The following is a 15,149-nucleotide window of genomic DNA, read 5'->3' as shown; positions in this document are numbered from 1 at the left end:
AAATTAGACACAATAATATTAGTATATACCATATTTTTGCACTTCTCATAAAAATGGTAATACAGAAATAAACGTAATGAGCTACGATTTTAATACTATTGAAGCCAGGTGGCAAAAATATTGGGCAGAAAAAGGCACTTTTAAAGCAGAAAACAACAGTGATAAACCTAAATATTATGTATTGGATATGTTCCCATATCCATCGGGTGCGGGATTACACGTTGGGCATCCGCTAGGATATATTGCCAGTGATATCTACGCAAGATATAAACGCCATAAAGGATTTAATGTATTACATCCGCAAGGATATGATTCTTTTGGATTACCGGCAGAGCAGTATGCGATCCAGACAGGGCAGCATCCCGCAATAACTACCAAAGAAAATATAGCTCGTTATCGTGAGCAATTAGATAAAATTGGATTTTCTTTTGATTGGAGTCGCGAAGTAAAGACCAGTGATCCTAATTTTTATAAATGGACACAATGGATCTTTATAGAACTTTTTAATTCGTGGTATGATAACGATGCAGATAAAGCAAGAACGATTGATGATCTTGAAACTATTTTTGCTTCAGAAGGAAACACAAAAGTAAATGCAGTTTGTGATGAAGATATAACAGCATTTACGGCTGCAGACTGGAATAATTTTTCTTCAAAAGAAAAACAAGAAGTATTATTAAAATACAGATTAACCTATTTGGCAGAAACCGAAGTAAACTGGTGCCCACAATTAGGAACCGTACTGGCAAATGATGAAATTGTAAACGGAGTTTCTGAGCGAGGAGGATATCCTGTGATTCGTAAAAAGATGACGCAGTGGAGTATGCGAATCTCGGCCTACGCAGAACGATTGTTGCAAGGATTAGAAACTATCGATTGGACAGATTCTCTTAAAGAATCACAACGCAACTGGATCGGAAAATCTGTTGGTGCCAGTGTAACTTTTAAGGTTAAAGAACACGATGAGATCATCGAAGTATTTACCACACGTCCTGATACTATTTTTGGTGCTACATTTATGACATTAGCTCCAGAACATGAATTAGTTGCCAAAATAACAACTCCTGAACAGAAAGCAGATGTAGAAGCCTATATCGAAGCAACGGCCAAACGTAGCGAACGTGAGCGTATGGCAGATGTAAAAACCATTAGTGGAGTATTTACAGGAGCATATGCAGAGCACCCATTTACCAAAGAACCTGTACCCATCTGGATCGGAGATTATGTATTGGCAGGATATGGTACCGGTGCTGTAATGGCAGTACCATGCGGAGACCAGAGAGATTATGATTTTGCAAAGCATTTTAATATCCCTATCACTAATATTTTTGAAGGGGTAGATATCTCTGAAGAAGCTTTTGCCGATAAAGAAAAGACCATCATAGCCAATTCTGATTTCCTTAATGGATTAAACTATAAGAAAGCAACCAAAACTGCTATTTATGAGTTAGAAAAACTAGGTCAGGGGCAAGGAAAAACCAATTATAGATTGCGTGATGCCGTATTTAGTCGTCAACGATATTGGGGAGAGCCGTTTCCGGTGTATTATGTAGACGGGATGCCACAGATGATTGATGTTGCACATTTGCCGTTGGCATTACCCGAAGTAGAAAAGTATTTGCCTACAGAAACAGGTGAGCCACCATTAGGTCGTGCCGATTTTTGGGCATGGGACGTAGAGAAAAATGAGGTGGTGTCTAATGACCTTATAAATGACACTAGTGTGTTTCCTTTAGAATTAAATACGATGCCGGGTTGGGCAGGAAGCTCGTGGTACCCGTTTCGATATATGGATGCTAATAATGATCATGAATTCGCTTCTGCGGAAGCGATGCAATACTGGCAAAATGTAGATTTGTATATAGGAGGAAACGAACATGCAACGGGTCACTTATTATATTCTCGTTTCTGGACCAAATTCTTAAAAGACAGAGCATACCTTACCGTTGATGAGCCGTTTAAAAAACTAATCAACCAGGGAATGATTTTGGGAGAGAGTGCTTTTGTTTTTGAAAGTTATCTGGAAAATAAATCTATAACACCTATTTATTATTCAAAAGATATAATTGATAATACTATTTCCAAAGAACCTGAACGTTTTGATGAAAAAGATGAGTTTTATAGGAATCAGGGTCTTTCCGAAGCGGAATTGAGGGAAATTAAATATAGATATAAACGAATTGATATTTCAAATCTAATTGGAGTTACTGATTTTGTGGATGTAGAAAAGCTTAAATCTGATCCAAAATTTAATTTTTCTAATGATTCTCGGTTTTTTTATAATTCTAAAAATGAATTTTTAACACTTCGCGAAGTAGAAAAAATGTCAAAATCTAAATACAATGTGGTGAATCCGGATGGTATTTGTGAGCAGTATGGAGCAGATAGTTTACGATTATACGAGATGTTCCTGGGGCCATTAGAACAGGCAAAACCCTGGAATACTGCCGGGATTACAGGAGTGCATTCTTTTCTTAAAAGACTATGGAAACTATATCATGATAGGGAGGCGTTTGGTGTAACCGATACCGAACCTACCAAAGAAGATTTAAAGACATTACATAAAACCATCAAAAAGGTAGAAGAAGATATCGAAAACTTCTCGTTTAATACATCGGTAAGTACCTTTATGATTGCAGTAAATGAATTAACAGCTCAGAAATGTACTTCTAGAGCAGTTTTAGAGCCTTTAATCGTGTTAATTTCTCCTTATGCACCTCATATTGCCGAAGAATTATGGCAAAAGCTAGGACATAATGAGTCTATATCGATGGCTGCATTTCCTGTATTTGAGGAGAAACACCTGGTAGAAAGTACTAAGCAATACCCTATTTCGTTTAATGGTAAAATGCGGTTTACGATGGAGTTGTCATTAGAGCTAAGCAAAGATGAGATCGAAGCAGCCGTAATGGCTCATGAAAAAACACAAGAACAACTTGCCGGTAGAGCGCCTAAAAAGGTAATCGTGGTACCTGGTAAAATTGTAAATGTAGTTGGTTAGAAGTTTGATTGTAAGTGTGTTGGTTCCTTAAAATGTTTAAGGATTAAAGTGTAATTGTCAACCTCACTTTATTATGATAATTTCACTGTTATTTGATGTTAATTTGTTGTTTTGATTATATTTCATTCAAAAAAATGACTACTAATACAGAAACAGAAAATATTGATATGTAAATGATTTTTGATTTACACCGAAAAAATTTCAATAAAAATGAAATAAACTGTTGAAAATCTAATTTTTTTAGGAAAATTCGATGATTCTTCAAAATTGTTAAGATTGTATTTTTTGGAGTTTTTTAATTGTGTATTTTGCGAAAAACATATATTTTCGGCACAAAAATTAAAGATATGGTAATTGGTGTTCCCAAAGAAATCAAAAATAACGAGAACAGAGTAGGTGTTACGCCTGCCGGGACTATGGAGCTTGTTAGACATGGTCATACTGTTTTTATACAGCAAAATGCTGGCCTTCAAAGTGGTTTTGAAGATGAAGAATATATCAAAGCAGGTGCTAAAATTTTGCCTACCATAGAAGAGGTATATAGTACTGCTGAAATGATTATTAAGGTCAAGGAACCTATTGAACCAGAATATAAATTGATCAAAAAGGATCAGTTAGTATTTACGTATTTTCATTTTGCCTCAGGAGAAGAATTAACCAATGCAATGATTGCAAGTGGTTCGGTTTGCGTTTCGTATGAAACAGTCGAAGATCCTGATCGTAGCTTACCACTATTAACTCCGATGAGTGAAGTAGCAGGACGTATGTCTATCCAGCAAGGAGCTAAGTTTTTAGAAAAACCATTAAAAGGAAGAGGAGTTCTTCTTGGTGGTGTTCCTGGTGTTCCACCAGCAAAAGTATTAGTACTTGGTGGAGGTGTAGTAGGGACTCAAGCTGCTAAAATGGCTGCAGGAATGGGAGCCGATGTAACGATTTTGGATATTAGTATGAAGAGATTACGTTACTTAGATGATGTAATGGCAGCAAATGTAAAGACAGAATTTTCTAATGAATATAATATTCGTAAACATATAAAAGATTCTGATTTAATTATCGGAGGAGTGTTAATACCAGGTGCCAAAGCACCAAAATTAATTACTCGCGATATGCTTAAAGAAATGAGACCAGGAACTGTGGTTGTAGATGTAGCAGTAGATCAGGGAGGTTGTTTTGAAACAACAAAACCAACAACTCACCAGGATCCGGTATATATTATTGATGATGTAGTGCACTATTCTGTTGCAAATATGCCAGGAGCAGTACCATATACGTCAACTTTGGCATTAACTAATGTCACTTTGCCATATGCAGTACAATTGGCAAATAAAGGCTGGAAAAAAGCTTGTAACGAAAATCTACCACTTAAAAAAGGACTCAATGTGATTAACGGTGATGTCGTGTATCCTGCGATATCAGAAGCGTTTAATCTTCCTTTAAAAGATGTAAATGCATATTTGAATTAAACTCGATTTATTGGCTAACTCAAGTTTATTTAATCAAAAACCTCGTTATTATGGCGAGGTTTTTGTATTTTATATTCCAAATTTAATTACAATAAAAAAAGTGAATAGTTATGATGGGGTATTATATTATTGCGGGAGTCATATTTTTGGTGAGTACCTATGTGAGCAATAAACTTAAAAGTAAATTCAAAAAGTATTCTAATATCAGCTTACAAAATGGCATGAGTGGTGCAGAAATTGCCACAAAAATGCTACAGGATAATGGAATTCGTGATGTGCAAGTCGTTTCTACGGCCGGAATGCTTACAGATCATTATAATCCATTAAATAAGACAGTAAACTTAAGTGAAGGAGTATATAATCAACGTAATGCAGCGGCAGCGGCAGTTGCTGCTCATGAATGTGGGCATGCTGTACAACATGCCACATCGTATAGTTGGTTAACAATGAGATCGAAGATTGTGCCTGCTGTAGGAATCGCAAGTAAACTCTCTAATTTTGTGATTATGGGAGGGCTTGTTCTCTCAGCATCAGGAATGATCTTTGGAAATACCATTTTTCTAATTGGGATAATACTATTTGGAGTAACCACATTATTCGCATTTATTACACTTCCTGTAGAATACGATGCTAGTAATAGAGCATTAGCGTGGTTAGAAAATAATAATATGCTTACTGCACAAGAACATGCAGGCGCTAAAGATGCATTAAAATGGGCTGCACGTACTTATGTAGTTGCTGCTTTAGGTTCTTTGGCAACCTTGCTGTATTTTATTTCTATCTTTATGGGTAGAAGGGATTAAAAGAGTTTTGACTATATTTTTTGGGATATTTAGATTAGGATATATAGCCGAGTATATTTCTTATTATGCTTGCTATATCTTAATCTGTCGATCAATTTGCTGATCTAATGATATAAAAGTCTCTGTACGGGATACACCTTCAATAGCTTGAATATTTTTATTTAATACAACCATTAAATGTTCATTATCTCTACATAATATTTTAATAAAAATAGACCAATTTCCCGTAGTGTAATGACATTCGATTACTTCTGGGATGTCTCGTAATTGTTTTACAGCTTTTGGGTTACTTACGGCTTTGTCTAGATACACACCTACAAAAGCCATTGTTTTATATCCTAGTACTTTGGGATCGATAATAAACTTTGATCCGGCAATAAGCCCCGAAGCTTCTAACTTACGAAGTCTTTGATGGATTGCAGCTCCTGATATTCCTACTTTTCTGGCGATTTCAAGAATTGGTCTTCGGGCATCTTCCATGAGATTACGTAAAATCTCTTTATCGATACCATCAATTTTTAAGGTATGGTTTTGACCTTTCATAAGTCATGAAATTACAATTATTAACTAAAAATACAATTAATGGTTTGTAATTGAAATATAAAAATAGAAATTATTAAAAAATTAAACCAATTAGCTGTTTAATAGGTTTTAGATTGAATTAAAAAGCACTAATTTTTTAATTTATCTATCCTTTTACGCCATCTGGGTTATAGCCAAGATAATCGCATTCTCTTTCCTTAAATACAATACCGTACTCTTCAAGTTCTTTGAGAATAGGAGTGTATACCTCTTCTTGAATAGGAATCTGTACTCCCGGGGTAGTGATTTGCTTGTTCAGAATTCGTAATGTAGCCATTGCGACTGGCAAACCTACAGTTCTTGCCATTGCCGTGTATGTTTGATCTTTGCCAATACTTACCATAGTAGCATCTACCTGTTTGTGTTTGCCATTAATCTCATAACCAAACTTATGGTACATCACGATCATATCCTTATCTCCTTCATCCAAAGTCCATTTGTCCATCAATATTTTCTGAAGAATCTGTGCTGGAGTAGCATTAGGAATACCTACTTTTTTATCTGGGTTAAAAAGATCAAGTTCCAGAAGTTTGTCCCACATAATATCATCTTGATCAATCTTAAGGTAGTGACGAAGTTTCAATTCTACCGAATCTGAAGGAGAATAGGCAAGAAAACTATTTGTGAAATCACGATAACTCATGTCTTCCGAATTTGCAAGGGTATAATCATCTGCAGTCATTCCTAGCTGTACAAAAGTATTCCATGCTCTAGAAAACCCTACTCTTCTTATGGTTCCTCTATATAGGGTTAAGATGTCATCTAACCCATAAATGCTTTGGTATTTTAAAGAATTTCGATTTGCATAGGCTTCAAAACGACCATAATCTTCGACTTCTAAAAACTCAGTTCTTCTAAATAATTTATGATAAGGGATATATTTATATGTTCCTTCCTGTAGAAACTCTGCGGCACCACCTTGTCCGGCAATAACCACATTACGAGGATTCCAGGTAAATTTATAATTCCATAAGTTAGTGTCACTCTCGGGAGCGACCAGGCCACCTGTAAAAGACTCGAACAAAATTATTTTACCACCTTGATTTCTAATCCTGTCAATGACCTGCATTGCACTCATATGATCAATACCAGGATCTACACCAATCTCATTCATAAAGACGAGTCCTTTTTCACGAACTTTTGCATCGAGTTCCTGCATTTCTGGGCTAACATATGATGCAGTAACCATGCATTTACCATACTTTAAGCAATCTTTGGCTACTTCGATATGAAACCGTGCAGGAAGCATTGATACTACAATATCTGCATTTTGAATAGCTTTTTCTCGTGAGTCCTGATCAAAAACATCCAAAAGTACTGCTTCTGTATTGGGATGATCGCTGGCTAGCTTTTTTGCATTTTCAATAGAAATATCACCAATAGTGATATATAAATTTTCTGAACTCGATTTATCCTGAAAATATTTAATGAGAACTGCAGTAGATTTACCTGCACCAATAACTAAGATCTTTCGCATACCTTCTGATATTTTGATAACTTTGATACGAATGTAATAAATACCGTAAAGATTAGGTTCTCTATAACTGCGTATTAATTATATTTTTGAAGAATTTTTGTCTAAAGTTTAAAATTTAATACTTGTTATAGTCAATTATGAATAAATTATCAGCAAACAAAACAATTTTGATTACCGGTGCGGTGATGGCATTACTTGCGGTATTATTAGGAGCCTTTGGAGCTCATGGATTAGAGAAATTGGTAGATCCAGAAAGTATTAATTCTTTTACTACCGGAGTGCGATATCAAATGTATCATGCTATCGTTTGTATTATTTTGGGGAATATGTCTGTTTTACAAGAGGTTACCAGAAAGCGTATTTTTTACTTTTTTATGGGGGGAATAACCCTTTTTTCTGGGTCAATATACCTTTTGGTGATCGATGAAGTTTTAGGGATTTCTCTGTCAAGCATTGGTTTTATTACTCCTTTGGGAGGCCTCCTGCTGATACTTGGATGGGTTTTTTTCGTAATTTCATTGGTAAAGATTAAGTGATTTTTTTATCGGTTGGTGTAATTATTATTTATAATTTTGCACGTACATAACAAACACAACATATTATATATGGAACCACTGTATCCAACTACGAAAACGTTTTCGTTAAAGAATTACGGTATTGAAAATGCTACAATGCGCTACCAATTACCTTCTGAAAATCTTCAAGAAGAAGTAGTGCGAAAAGGTCAAGGGAAAATAACCAAATCAGGTGCATTAACAATTAATACAGGCGAATTTACTGGACGATCCCCTATGGATCGTTTTATTGTTAAAGATCATATCACACAAGATAAAGTCTGGTGGGGGGATATTAATATTCCTTTTGATCAAGATGCATTTGATGCATTGTATGATAAAGTAACGAATTACCTTTCAGGAAAAGAAGTATTTGTGCGTGATAGCTATGCATGCGCCGACCCAGAATATAAATTAAATATTCGGGTACTTAATGAATATCCATGGTCTAATATGTTTGCATATAACATGTTTTTAAGGCCAGAAAAAAAAGAATTAGAGTCTTTTGATCCCGATTGGTTGATCGTTAATGCGCCCGGATTTATGGCAGATCCAAAAGTAGATGGTACACGACAGCATAATTTTGCGATCCTTAATTTTTCTAAAAAAATAGCTTTAATAGGAGGAACAGGATATACAGGTGAGATCAAGAAAGGGATCTTCTCTGCTTTAAATTTTATTCTCCCTGTAGAACGTAATTGTTTACCTATGCATTGCTCTGCTAATGAAGGAGAAGATGGTAAAACTGCTCTGTTTTTTGGATTATCAGGAACTGGTAAAACTACTTTGTCTACAGATCCTAAGAGAAAATTAATAGGAGATGATGAACATGCCTGGACAGAAGAAGATACAGTATTTAATTTTGAAGGAGGATGCTATGCTAAAGTAATAGACCTTTCTTCAGAAAAAGAACCAGAAATTTATAATGCTATTAAAAAAGGAGCATTATTAGAAAATATAATTATAGATGATAGCGGAGTTGTGGATTATACAAACTCTAGTATTACTCAAAATACAAGAGTAAGCTATCCGATTGATCATATAGAAAATATCAAGGTGCCTAGCAGAGGTAAAACGGTAACCAATATCTTTTTCCTTACTGCAGATGCTTTTGGGGTATTACCTCCTATCTCTAAGTTAACCAAAGAGCAAGCTTCTTATCATTTTATTAGTGGATATACAGCTAAGGTTGCAGGAACCGAAGCAGGAGTTAATGAGCCATTACCAAGTTTTTCTGCTTGTTTTGGTGCTCCTTTTATGCCACTACATCCTAAAGAATATGGAGATATGTTAATGGATAAGATCGAAAAAACAGGAGCTAATGTCTGGTTGGTAAATACGGGATGGACCGGTGGAGCATACGGTACAGGGAGCCGAATGAAATTAAAATATACCCGGGCAATGATCAATGCAGCTTTAGAAGGTAAACTTAATGATGTAACCTATGTTACTGATAAACATTTTGATCTTAGTATGCCAGAAAGCTGTCCTGATGTACCTTCAGATATTCTGAATCCAAGAAATACATGGGCAGATAAAGAAGCTTATGATGCTAAAGCTGAAGAACTAGTAAATTCTTTCAAAAAGAATTTTAAACAATTTGAATAAGATTTTTCACTGCAATACTAAAAAAGGGATCGATATTCGATCCCTTTTTTTATACATTGAAAATAAATAAAACTATCTATTTCTTATTTACTTCTTTAATATATTTTTGAAGCGCCATTGTCATTGATGGTGTCTCTGGAGTCGGTGCCTGAATGTTAACAATTAGGTTGTGCTCTTCGGCTGCTTTAACTGTTGAGTTTCCAAACACAGCAATTCTGGTGTCGTTTTGTTTGAAATCAGGAAAATTCTCAAATAAAGATTGTATTCCAGATGGACTAAAAAAGACCAAAATATCATAAAATACATCTCTTAAGTCAGAAAGGTCACTTACCACAGTTCTGTAAAAAACAGCTTGCTTCCATTCTACTTTTAGACTATCCAATGTTTCAGGAATTAGTGGCTTTAACTTATCTGAAGAAGGTAATAAAAACTTCTCGTTTTTATATTTCTTGATCAAAGGAGATAGTTCCTGAAACGTACGCTTTCCAACATATATCTTTCTTTTTCGATATACAACATACTTCTGTAAATAATATGCTACAGCTTCACTTTGACAAAAATACTTAAGTGTGTCAGGTACTTTATAACGCATTTCGTCTGCTATTCTAAAGAAATGATCAACAGAGTTACGGCTAGTAAGGATAATAGCAGTATATAATGATAAATCTACTTTTTGTAACCTTACTTCTTTTGAGTCAACTCCCTCTACATGAATGAAGGGGATAAAGTCAATTTTTACTTTTTCCTTTTCTTCTAAATCAAAATAAGGTGAATTTTCCACTTTAGGTTCCGGCTGTGAAACCAAAATTGTCTTCACTTTCATATATTTTCTTTCTTTTTTGTAAAGATCCTACTAATTAACTAATAAGCTTATACAGTATAAAATAGGGTGCGATTTCAAGTGCGCAAAGATACAAAATAAAATAAAATAAGTGGTTCAAAATAATATTTTCGTTTTTCTTATAAAAAGAAACAAGCATGATTGTATTGAGAATAATTAGTAAAATTAGGAGTATTATGAATACAATTTTAGAGGGTTGTAAAGCATAAATAAATATAATATTAATAGGTAACAATATGACTCCCATAAAATTACGATATGATACTTTGTAAAATAAATATTCATCAATAATAGAATCAATAGAAAAAATAGTTGCAACTATTTTTTCTATAAGTAATTTACAAATAACGATAACGGTATATATGATTGCAATCTTAAAATACAATGTAATTTGATTGGGTACCACTTGCCACTCGAATACACCAAAGCATAAATATAGAAACAAGGATGCCGAAACGACCTGAAACAATAGTAAGATCGCATTAAATAAAGAAGAAAGCTTATTTAACTTTTGATAGGATATAATATATTTACTGTTACTAAAAAGCATCATGAAATCAGTAAAGCGAAGCATATTCACTCCTTTGGCTGTAGCTAGTAGCATCAGGCATACTGTGATTATGATAGTAAGCCAATTTGTTGATGTTATTTCTCGTAAAATAAATTCCATATTCTGTTCTTGGACCAAAATTACGATCAATTAACTCATAAAAACAAGAAAATAACTAGTAATTATTTAGTTATATTTGCCTGAAAAATAGCCTAGATGGTGGATGCCTTAGTTATAATCCCTACCTATAATGAAATTGAAAATGTGGAGCGTATCATTAAAAATGTGCTTTCGCTTCAGCGTGATTTCCATATTCTTATTGTAGATGATAATTCTCAAGATGGAACTGCAGATAAGATAAAGGAGTTACAGTTAGAACACCCAGAATCTCTTTTCTTAATAGAACGAGCAGGGAAATTAGGTTTAGGTACAGCATATATTACTGGTTTCGAATGGGCGCTAGAACGATCTTACGAGTATATTTTTGAAATGGATGCAGATTTCTCTCATAATCCTAATGATCTTATACGGTTGTATAATGCTTGTGCCAAAGGATCTTCTCAGGTTGCTATTGGGTCTAGATATGTGACCGGGGTAAATGTAGTGAACTGGCCAATGAGTAGAGTTTTATTATCCTGGGGAGCTTCAAAATATGTTCGATTTATAACAGGAATGGATATTCATGACACAACCGCAGGATTTGTCTGTTATAAAAGAGAGGTATTAGAAAAAATAAACCTTAAAAAAATTCGATTTGTGGGATATGCCTTTCAAATAGAGATGAAGTTTAAGGCGTATTTATTAAAATTTAAAATAAAAGAAATCCCTGTAATCTTTACCGATAGAACCAGGGGAACATCAAAAATGAGTAAAGGAATTATTTCTGAAGCTGTTTTTGGTGTTATAAAAATGAAATTTAACAGCTTATTTAATCGCTACGAAATATGATTATGGATAATGTGCTTATTAAAAATGCTAACATCGTGAATGAAGGGCAGATTTTTAATGGAGATGTATATATAGAAAATGGTATTTTTAAAGAAATTGCACCGCAGATAAGTGCAAAATCACCAGATGTGCACATTTTTGATGCCGAAGGTAAATACTTATTACCTGGGGTTATTGATGATCAGGTGCATTTTAGAGAACCTGGATTAACACATAAAGCAACTATAGAAACTGAATCTAGGGCTGCTATAGCCGGTGGTATTACTTCTTTTATAGAAATGCCTAATACTGTACCGCAAACAACAACAATAGAAAAACTCGAAGAAAAGTTTGAAATCGCTGCAAAAACAAGCTACGCGAATTATTCTTTTATGTTTGGAGGTACAAACGATAACTTAGAAGAAATTCTAAAAGTAGATCCTAAAAAAGTGGCAGCTCTTAAACTGTTTCTGGGATCATCTACAGGAAATATGCTGGTCGATAATCCAGAAGTATTAGAAAAAATATTCTCATCTACAGACTTGTTAATCGCGGTGCATTGTGAAGATGAAGAAACGATTAAGAATAATACTGCAAAATATAAGGCAGAGTATGGTGATGATATTCCTGTAAAATTTCATCCTATTATAAGGAGTGAAGAAGCATGTTATTTATCTTCATCACAAGCAATAGCACTGGCTAAAAAAACGGGAGCGCGATTACATGTTTTTCATCTTTCGACAGCAAAGGAATTAGAATTGTTTACCAATAAAATTCCGCTTAAGGAAAAGAAAATAACAGCCGAAGTTTGTATTCACCACTTGTGGTTTTCTGATACAGATTATGAAGAAAAAGGGACATTGATTAAATGGAATCCTGCTGTGAAAACAGCAAAAGACAGAGATGCTCTGTTTAAAGCATTGCTAAAGGATAAAATAGATGTAATTGCTACAGATCATGCTCCACATACTAAAGAGGAAAAAGATAATGTGTATACCAAAGCACCATCTGGAGGGCCATTGGTGCAGCATGCACTTCCTGCTATGTTAGAATTTTACCACCAGAATAAAATAAGCTTAGAAAAGATCGTTGAAAAAATGTGTCATAATCCGGCGATATTGTTTCAGATCGAGAAAAGAGGTTTTATAAAAGAAGGGTATTATGCAGATGCTGTATTGGTCGATATAAATGCTCCCTGGACAGTAAATAAAGATAATATTTCATATAAATGTGGATGGTCGCCTTTTGAAGGAACAACCTTTAGATCAAGGATTACGCATACTTTTGTTAATGGAAGTTTGGTATATAAGAACTTTAAATTCTATGATGTGCGACACGCACAACGACTAACTTTTGACAGATGATTAGAAATGTAATATATACTGTAGCTTTTCTGACTATTATTTCTTGTCAGAGTATAGATAAAAGTCCTAAACCAGAATCATTTATAGAAGAAGACCGTATGGTCGAAATTCTAACTGATATTGCTTTTGTAAGAGCAGCAAAAAGCTCTAACAGAAAAATCTTTGAGGAAAAAAGTATTAATCCTGAAGATTTTATTCTGAAAAAACATGGTGTAGATAGTGTTATTTTTGCCAAGAATAATGCCTGGTATTCTGGTCAGATAGAAAAATATGAAGCGATTTTTATTCGTGTAAAGGCTAATCTGGATAAAGAAACAGCAAAATACGAGAAGCTGAAAAAGGAAGAAGATTCTATTAAAAAAATTGAAGATTCTATTGCAAAAAGTAAGGATACAGTTAATCTTAAAGATTTGCCTGTTATTACAGAAGATGTAATCGAAGGCAAGATAGAAGAAGCTAAGAAAAAAAGGACTAATACCCCTCCTCCTTCAAAAAAACAGTAGCAGTTTCTTTTATGCTTCTTTCAATCGGAGTAAAACTGTAAATAAGCTCTTTTTTTATTTTGTCGTTTTCATAGTATTTTGTAGAAAATGCACTTCGTATAGATGATCTAAATATGGATCTGTTTGTTCTAAACAAAATATGACTAACGCGTTGCGCATAATAGGCAATTTTCATCAAAAAGGGAGAAATTCTCTTTTTAGGTAATGGTTTGTGCAGTGCCTGGGCAATCATGCCAAAAGCACTTTTGTAACTTAAATTCTCACCAACCAGAATATACCGTTGATTGCTATAGGGACCTGTAGTAAGTTTATACATAATATCGATAACATCTCCTATAGCTACATAACCGGTGGTTCCGGTAGTATAATATTTCATTCCTTTATAAATTCTTTTAAAGAGATATCCACTACCATTATCAAAAAAACCTGGACCGATAATGATACCAGGGTTTACAATTACTGCGGTAAGCCCTTCATGTATTCCTCTCCAGACTTCCATTTCTGCACCATATTTGGTAATTGAATACACAGAATTAGGAGTTTCAGGATTCCATTCTGCTTTTTCATCAATATGAGAACTGGATAAATTTTCTCCAAGTGTTGCAATTGAACTTACATAGCAGAGCTTAGTTACCTTTTTGAGTAAACAAAGGTTTACAATATTTGCAGTACCATGGATATTGGCTTTTCTTAATTTTTTATAGTGAGATGGATTAAAGCTAATTTTGGCAGCGCAATGATATACGTGAGTAATTCCTTCAAAAGCTTGAGTTAGAACAGGAATATTGTTAATATCAGTATTTACCCATTCTATAGTGTTGAACAAATGTTTTTCCTCACTTGTGAAATAAGAGGAGAACACTTTTCTGGCATGTTCTTTTTTGGCCTCGGTTCTGTATAAGGCACGCACTTGTTGTTTTTCCTGAATGAGTCTAATCAGTAGATGTGTTCCTACTAAACCTGTTGCTCCTGTAACTAATATCATAGTATATTATTCTACGATACTAAAGTAAACAAATAATGCACATTTTTTGGTTAAATAATAAAGACCCCAATATTTAAAAAATTTATTGAGGCCTTTTATATTCTTAATCGCAGTAATCAGTACATCTACATGTTGCAAGATCAGGTTCTTCTGTAGTGGTTGGTGTTTGATTATCACTTTTTCCTAGAGTTGGTGCTCCTCCATAAATAGTATGTAGACCATTTAATTTTGTGATTTCTAATTTTTTAAGATTCAATTTTTTTGAATTACTTGCTTGTTTTTTCATGATATAAATTGATTTTTAATTAATAGAAATGAAAATTATTATTATTTGTAGACTGCATTCCCCCTGTTTTCAGTGAAAAGTCAGAAACGTGTAATTAAATTATAGCCAAGAATTTTTTAAGAGAAAAGAGGAAGGAATATTTTAGTGTAAAAGATGTTTTACAATTGGTAAGAACAATAAATCAATACCATCCAATTTCTATCAT

The 15,149-nt window shown here is 34.0% G+C and carries 14 protein-coding genes; 8 read left to right on the top strand and 6 right to left on the bottom strand.

The features are described 5' to 3' along the window. Positions 1 to 76 precede the first annotated feature (76 nt). The 3 genes from NNL09_RS05710 to NNL09_RS05700 all read left to right on the top strand — a co-directional run bounded on the left by NNL09_RS05710 (position 77) and on the right by NNL09_RS05700 (position 5,267). Positions 77 to 3,001 (top strand): leucine--tRNA ligase, encoded by a 2,925-nt coding sequence (locus NNL09_RS05710; RefSeq protein WP_196909407.1) that lies wholly within the window; start codon positions 77 to 79, stop codon positions 2,999 to 3,001. Positions 3,002 to 3,348: 347 nt separating this feature from the next. Continuing rightward, positions 3,349 to 4,464, top strand: coding sequence for an alanine dehydrogenase (gene ald / locus NNL09_RS05705; protein WP_025664421.1), 1,116 nt, complete (start codon positions 3,349 to 3,351; stop codon positions 4,462 to 4,464). Positions 4,465 to 4,574: 110 nt separating this feature from the next. Beyond that, positions 4,575 to 5,267: a zinc metallopeptidase gene (locus tag NNL09_RS05700; RefSeq protein WP_196909406.1), complete on the top strand. Its 693-nt coding sequence runs from the start codon at positions 4,575 to 4,577 to the stop codon at positions 5,265 to 5,267. A gap of 72 nt (positions 5,268 to 5,339) precedes the next feature. Here the strand turns inward: NNL09_RS05700 and NNL09_RS05695 are convergent, their stop codons facing one another. Both NNL09_RS05695 and NNL09_RS05690 read right to left on the bottom strand, forming a co-directional pair. Beyond that, complete coding sequence (locus NNL09_RS05695) at positions 5,340 to 5,810, bottom strand: Lrp/AsnC ligand binding domain-containing protein (RefSeq protein ID WP_196909405.1); 471 nt, start codon at positions 5,808 to 5,810, stop codon at positions 5,340 to 5,342. Between the two features lie 145 nt (positions 5,811 to 5,955). Then, complete coding sequence (locus NNL09_RS05690) at positions 5,956 to 7,326, bottom strand: saccharopine dehydrogenase family protein (protein ID WP_196909404.1); 1,371 nt, start codon at positions 7,324 to 7,326, stop codon at positions 5,956 to 5,958. A gap of 137 nt (positions 7,327 to 7,463) precedes the next feature. Here NNL09_RS05690 and NNL09_RS05685 point away from each other — a divergent pair, with 137 nt between their 5' ends. Together NNL09_RS05685 and pckA are read left to right on the top strand one after the other, a co-directional pair. Beyond that, positions 7,464 to 7,862: a DUF423 domain-containing protein gene (locus tag NNL09_RS05685; protein ID WP_025664417.1), complete on the top strand. Its 399-nt coding sequence runs from the start codon at positions 7,464 to 7,466 to the stop codon at positions 7,860 to 7,862. Positions 7,863 to 7,931: 69 nt separating this feature from the next. Then, positions 7,932 to 9,488: a phosphoenolpyruvate carboxykinase (ATP) gene (gene pckA / locus NNL09_RS05680; protein ID WP_035095506.1), complete on the top strand. Its 1,557-nt coding sequence runs from the start codon at positions 7,932 to 7,934 to the stop codon at positions 9,486 to 9,488. A gap of 76 nt (positions 9,489 to 9,564) precedes the next feature. Here pckA and NNL09_RS05675 read toward each other — a convergent pair whose 3' ends face one another. Both NNL09_RS05675 and NNL09_RS05670 read right to left on the bottom strand, forming a co-directional pair. Further along, positions 9,565 to 10,311: a uroporphyrinogen-III synthase gene (locus tag NNL09_RS05675; protein ID WP_025664416.1), complete on the bottom strand. Its 747-nt coding sequence runs from the start codon at positions 10,309 to 10,311 to the stop codon at positions 9,565 to 9,567. Between the two features lie 34 nt (positions 10,312 to 10,345). Next, on the bottom strand, positions 10,346 to 10,999 hold the full coding sequence (locus NNL09_RS05670; RefSeq protein WP_035095428.1) for a DUF4271 domain-containing protein: 654 nt from the start codon (positions 10,997 to 10,999) through the stop codon (positions 10,346 to 10,348). 96 nt (positions 11,000 to 11,095) lie between these two features. On the opposite strand from NNL09_RS05670, the gene NNL09_RS05665 reads away from it, so the two are divergent. The 3 genes from NNL09_RS05665 to NNL09_RS05655 are packed head-to-tail and all read left to right on the top strand — an operon-like array spanning position 11,096 to position 13,673. After that, positions 11,096 to 11,827 (top strand): polyprenol monophosphomannose synthase, encoded by a 732-nt coding sequence (locus tag NNL09_RS05665; protein WP_025664414.1) that lies wholly within the window; start codon positions 11,096 to 11,098, stop codon positions 11,825 to 11,827. Positions 11,828 to 11,829: 2 nt separating this feature from the next. Further along, positions 11,830 to 13,170, top strand: coding sequence for a dihydroorotase (locus NNL09_RS05660; protein WP_196909489.1), 1,341 nt, complete (start codon positions 11,830 to 11,832; stop codon positions 13,168 to 13,170). Beyond that, entirely contained in the window at positions 13,167 to 13,673 is a 507-nt protein-coding gene (locus tag NNL09_RS05655; protein ID WP_196909403.1) for a DUF4296 domain-containing protein, read from the top strand. The genes NNL09_RS05660 and NNL09_RS05655 overlap by 4 nt, the downstream gene beginning before the upstream one ends. Here the strand turns inward: NNL09_RS05655 and NNL09_RS05650 are convergent. Both NNL09_RS05650 and NNL09_RS05645 read right to left on the bottom strand, forming a co-directional pair. Further along, complete coding sequence (locus NNL09_RS05650; RefSeq protein ID WP_196909402.1) at positions 13,642 to 14,658, bottom strand: NAD-dependent epimerase/dehydratase family protein; 1,017 nt, start codon at positions 14,656 to 14,658, stop codon at positions 13,642 to 13,644. The two genes, NNL09_RS05655 and NNL09_RS05650, sit on opposite strands and share 32 nt — an antisense overlap. A 103-nt stretch (positions 14,659 to 14,761) precedes the next feature. Continuing rightward, the gene (locus NNL09_RS05645) at positions 14,762 to 14,944 is read right to left on the bottom strand and encodes a hypothetical protein (RefSeq protein WP_025664410.1); all 183 of its coding nucleotides are present in this window, start codon (positions 14,942 to 14,944) and stop codon (positions 14,762 to 14,764) included. Positions 14,945 to 15,149 lie beyond the last annotated feature (205 nt).

Source organism: Aquimarina sp. EL_43 (assembly GCF_943422735.1).
In the GTDB taxonomy this organism is placed as follows: domain Bacteria; phylum Bacteroidota; class Bacteroidia; order Flavobacteriales; family Flavobacteriaceae; genus Aquimarina; species Aquimarina megaterium.
Note: the sequence above shows the minus strand (reverse complement) of the source record. Positions and strands in the feature narration are given on the sequence as shown.

Bases quoted from the DNA above. Each gene is read 5' to 3' on its own strand.
- NNL09_RS05685 (WP_025664417.1), top strand. From the start codon at position 7,464: ATGAATAAATTATCAGCAAACAAAACAATTTTGATTACCGGTGCGGTG.
- NNL09_RS05695 (WP_196909405.1), bottom strand. From the start codon at position 5,810: ATGAAAGGTCAAAACCATACCTTAAAAATTGATGGTATCGATAAAGAG.
- NNL09_RS05650 (WP_196909402.1), bottom strand. From the start codon at position 14,658: ATGATATTAGTTACAGGAGCAACAGGTTTAGTAGGAACACATCTACTG.
- NNL09_RS05670 (WP_035095428.1), bottom strand. From the start codon at position 10,999: ATGGAATTTATTTTACGAGAAATAACATCAACAAATTGGCTTACTATC.
- NNL09_RS05690 (WP_196909404.1), bottom strand. From the start codon at position 7,326: ATGCGAAAGATCTTAGTTATTGGTGCAGGTAAATCTACTGCAGTTCTC.
- NNL09_RS05675 (WP_025664416.1), bottom strand. From the start codon at position 10,311: ATGAAAGTGAAGACAATTTTGGTTTCACAGCCGGAACCTAAAGTGGAA.
- ald (WP_025664421.1), top strand. From the start codon at position 3,349: ATGGTAATTGGTGTTCCCAAAGAAATCAAAAATAACGAGAACAGAGTA.
- NNL09_RS05665 (WP_025664414.1), top strand. From the start codon at position 11,096: ATGGTGGATGCCTTAGTTATAATCCCTACCTATAATGAAATTGAAAAT.
- NNL09_RS05645 (WP_025664410.1), bottom strand. From the start codon at position 14,944: ATGAAAAAACAAGCAAGTAATTCAAAAAAATTGAATCTTAAAAAATTA.
- NNL09_RS05700 (WP_196909406.1), top strand. From the start codon at position 4,575: ATGATGGGGTATTATATTATTGCGGGAGTCATATTTTTGGTGAGTACC.
- NNL09_RS05655 (WP_196909403.1), top strand. From the start codon at position 13,167: ATGATTAGAAATGTAATATATACTGTAGCTTTTCTGACTATTATTTCT.
- NNL09_RS05660 (WP_196909489.1), top strand. From the start codon at position 11,830: ATGGATAATGTGCTTATTAAAAATGCTAACATCGTGAATGAAGGGCAG.
- NNL09_RS05710 (WP_196909407.1), top strand. From the start codon at position 77: ATGAGCTACGATTTTAATACTATTGAAGCCAGGTGGCAAAAATATTGG.
- pckA (WP_035095506.1), top strand. From the start codon at position 7,932: ATGGAACCACTGTATCCAACTACGAAAACGTTTTCGTTAAAGAATTAC.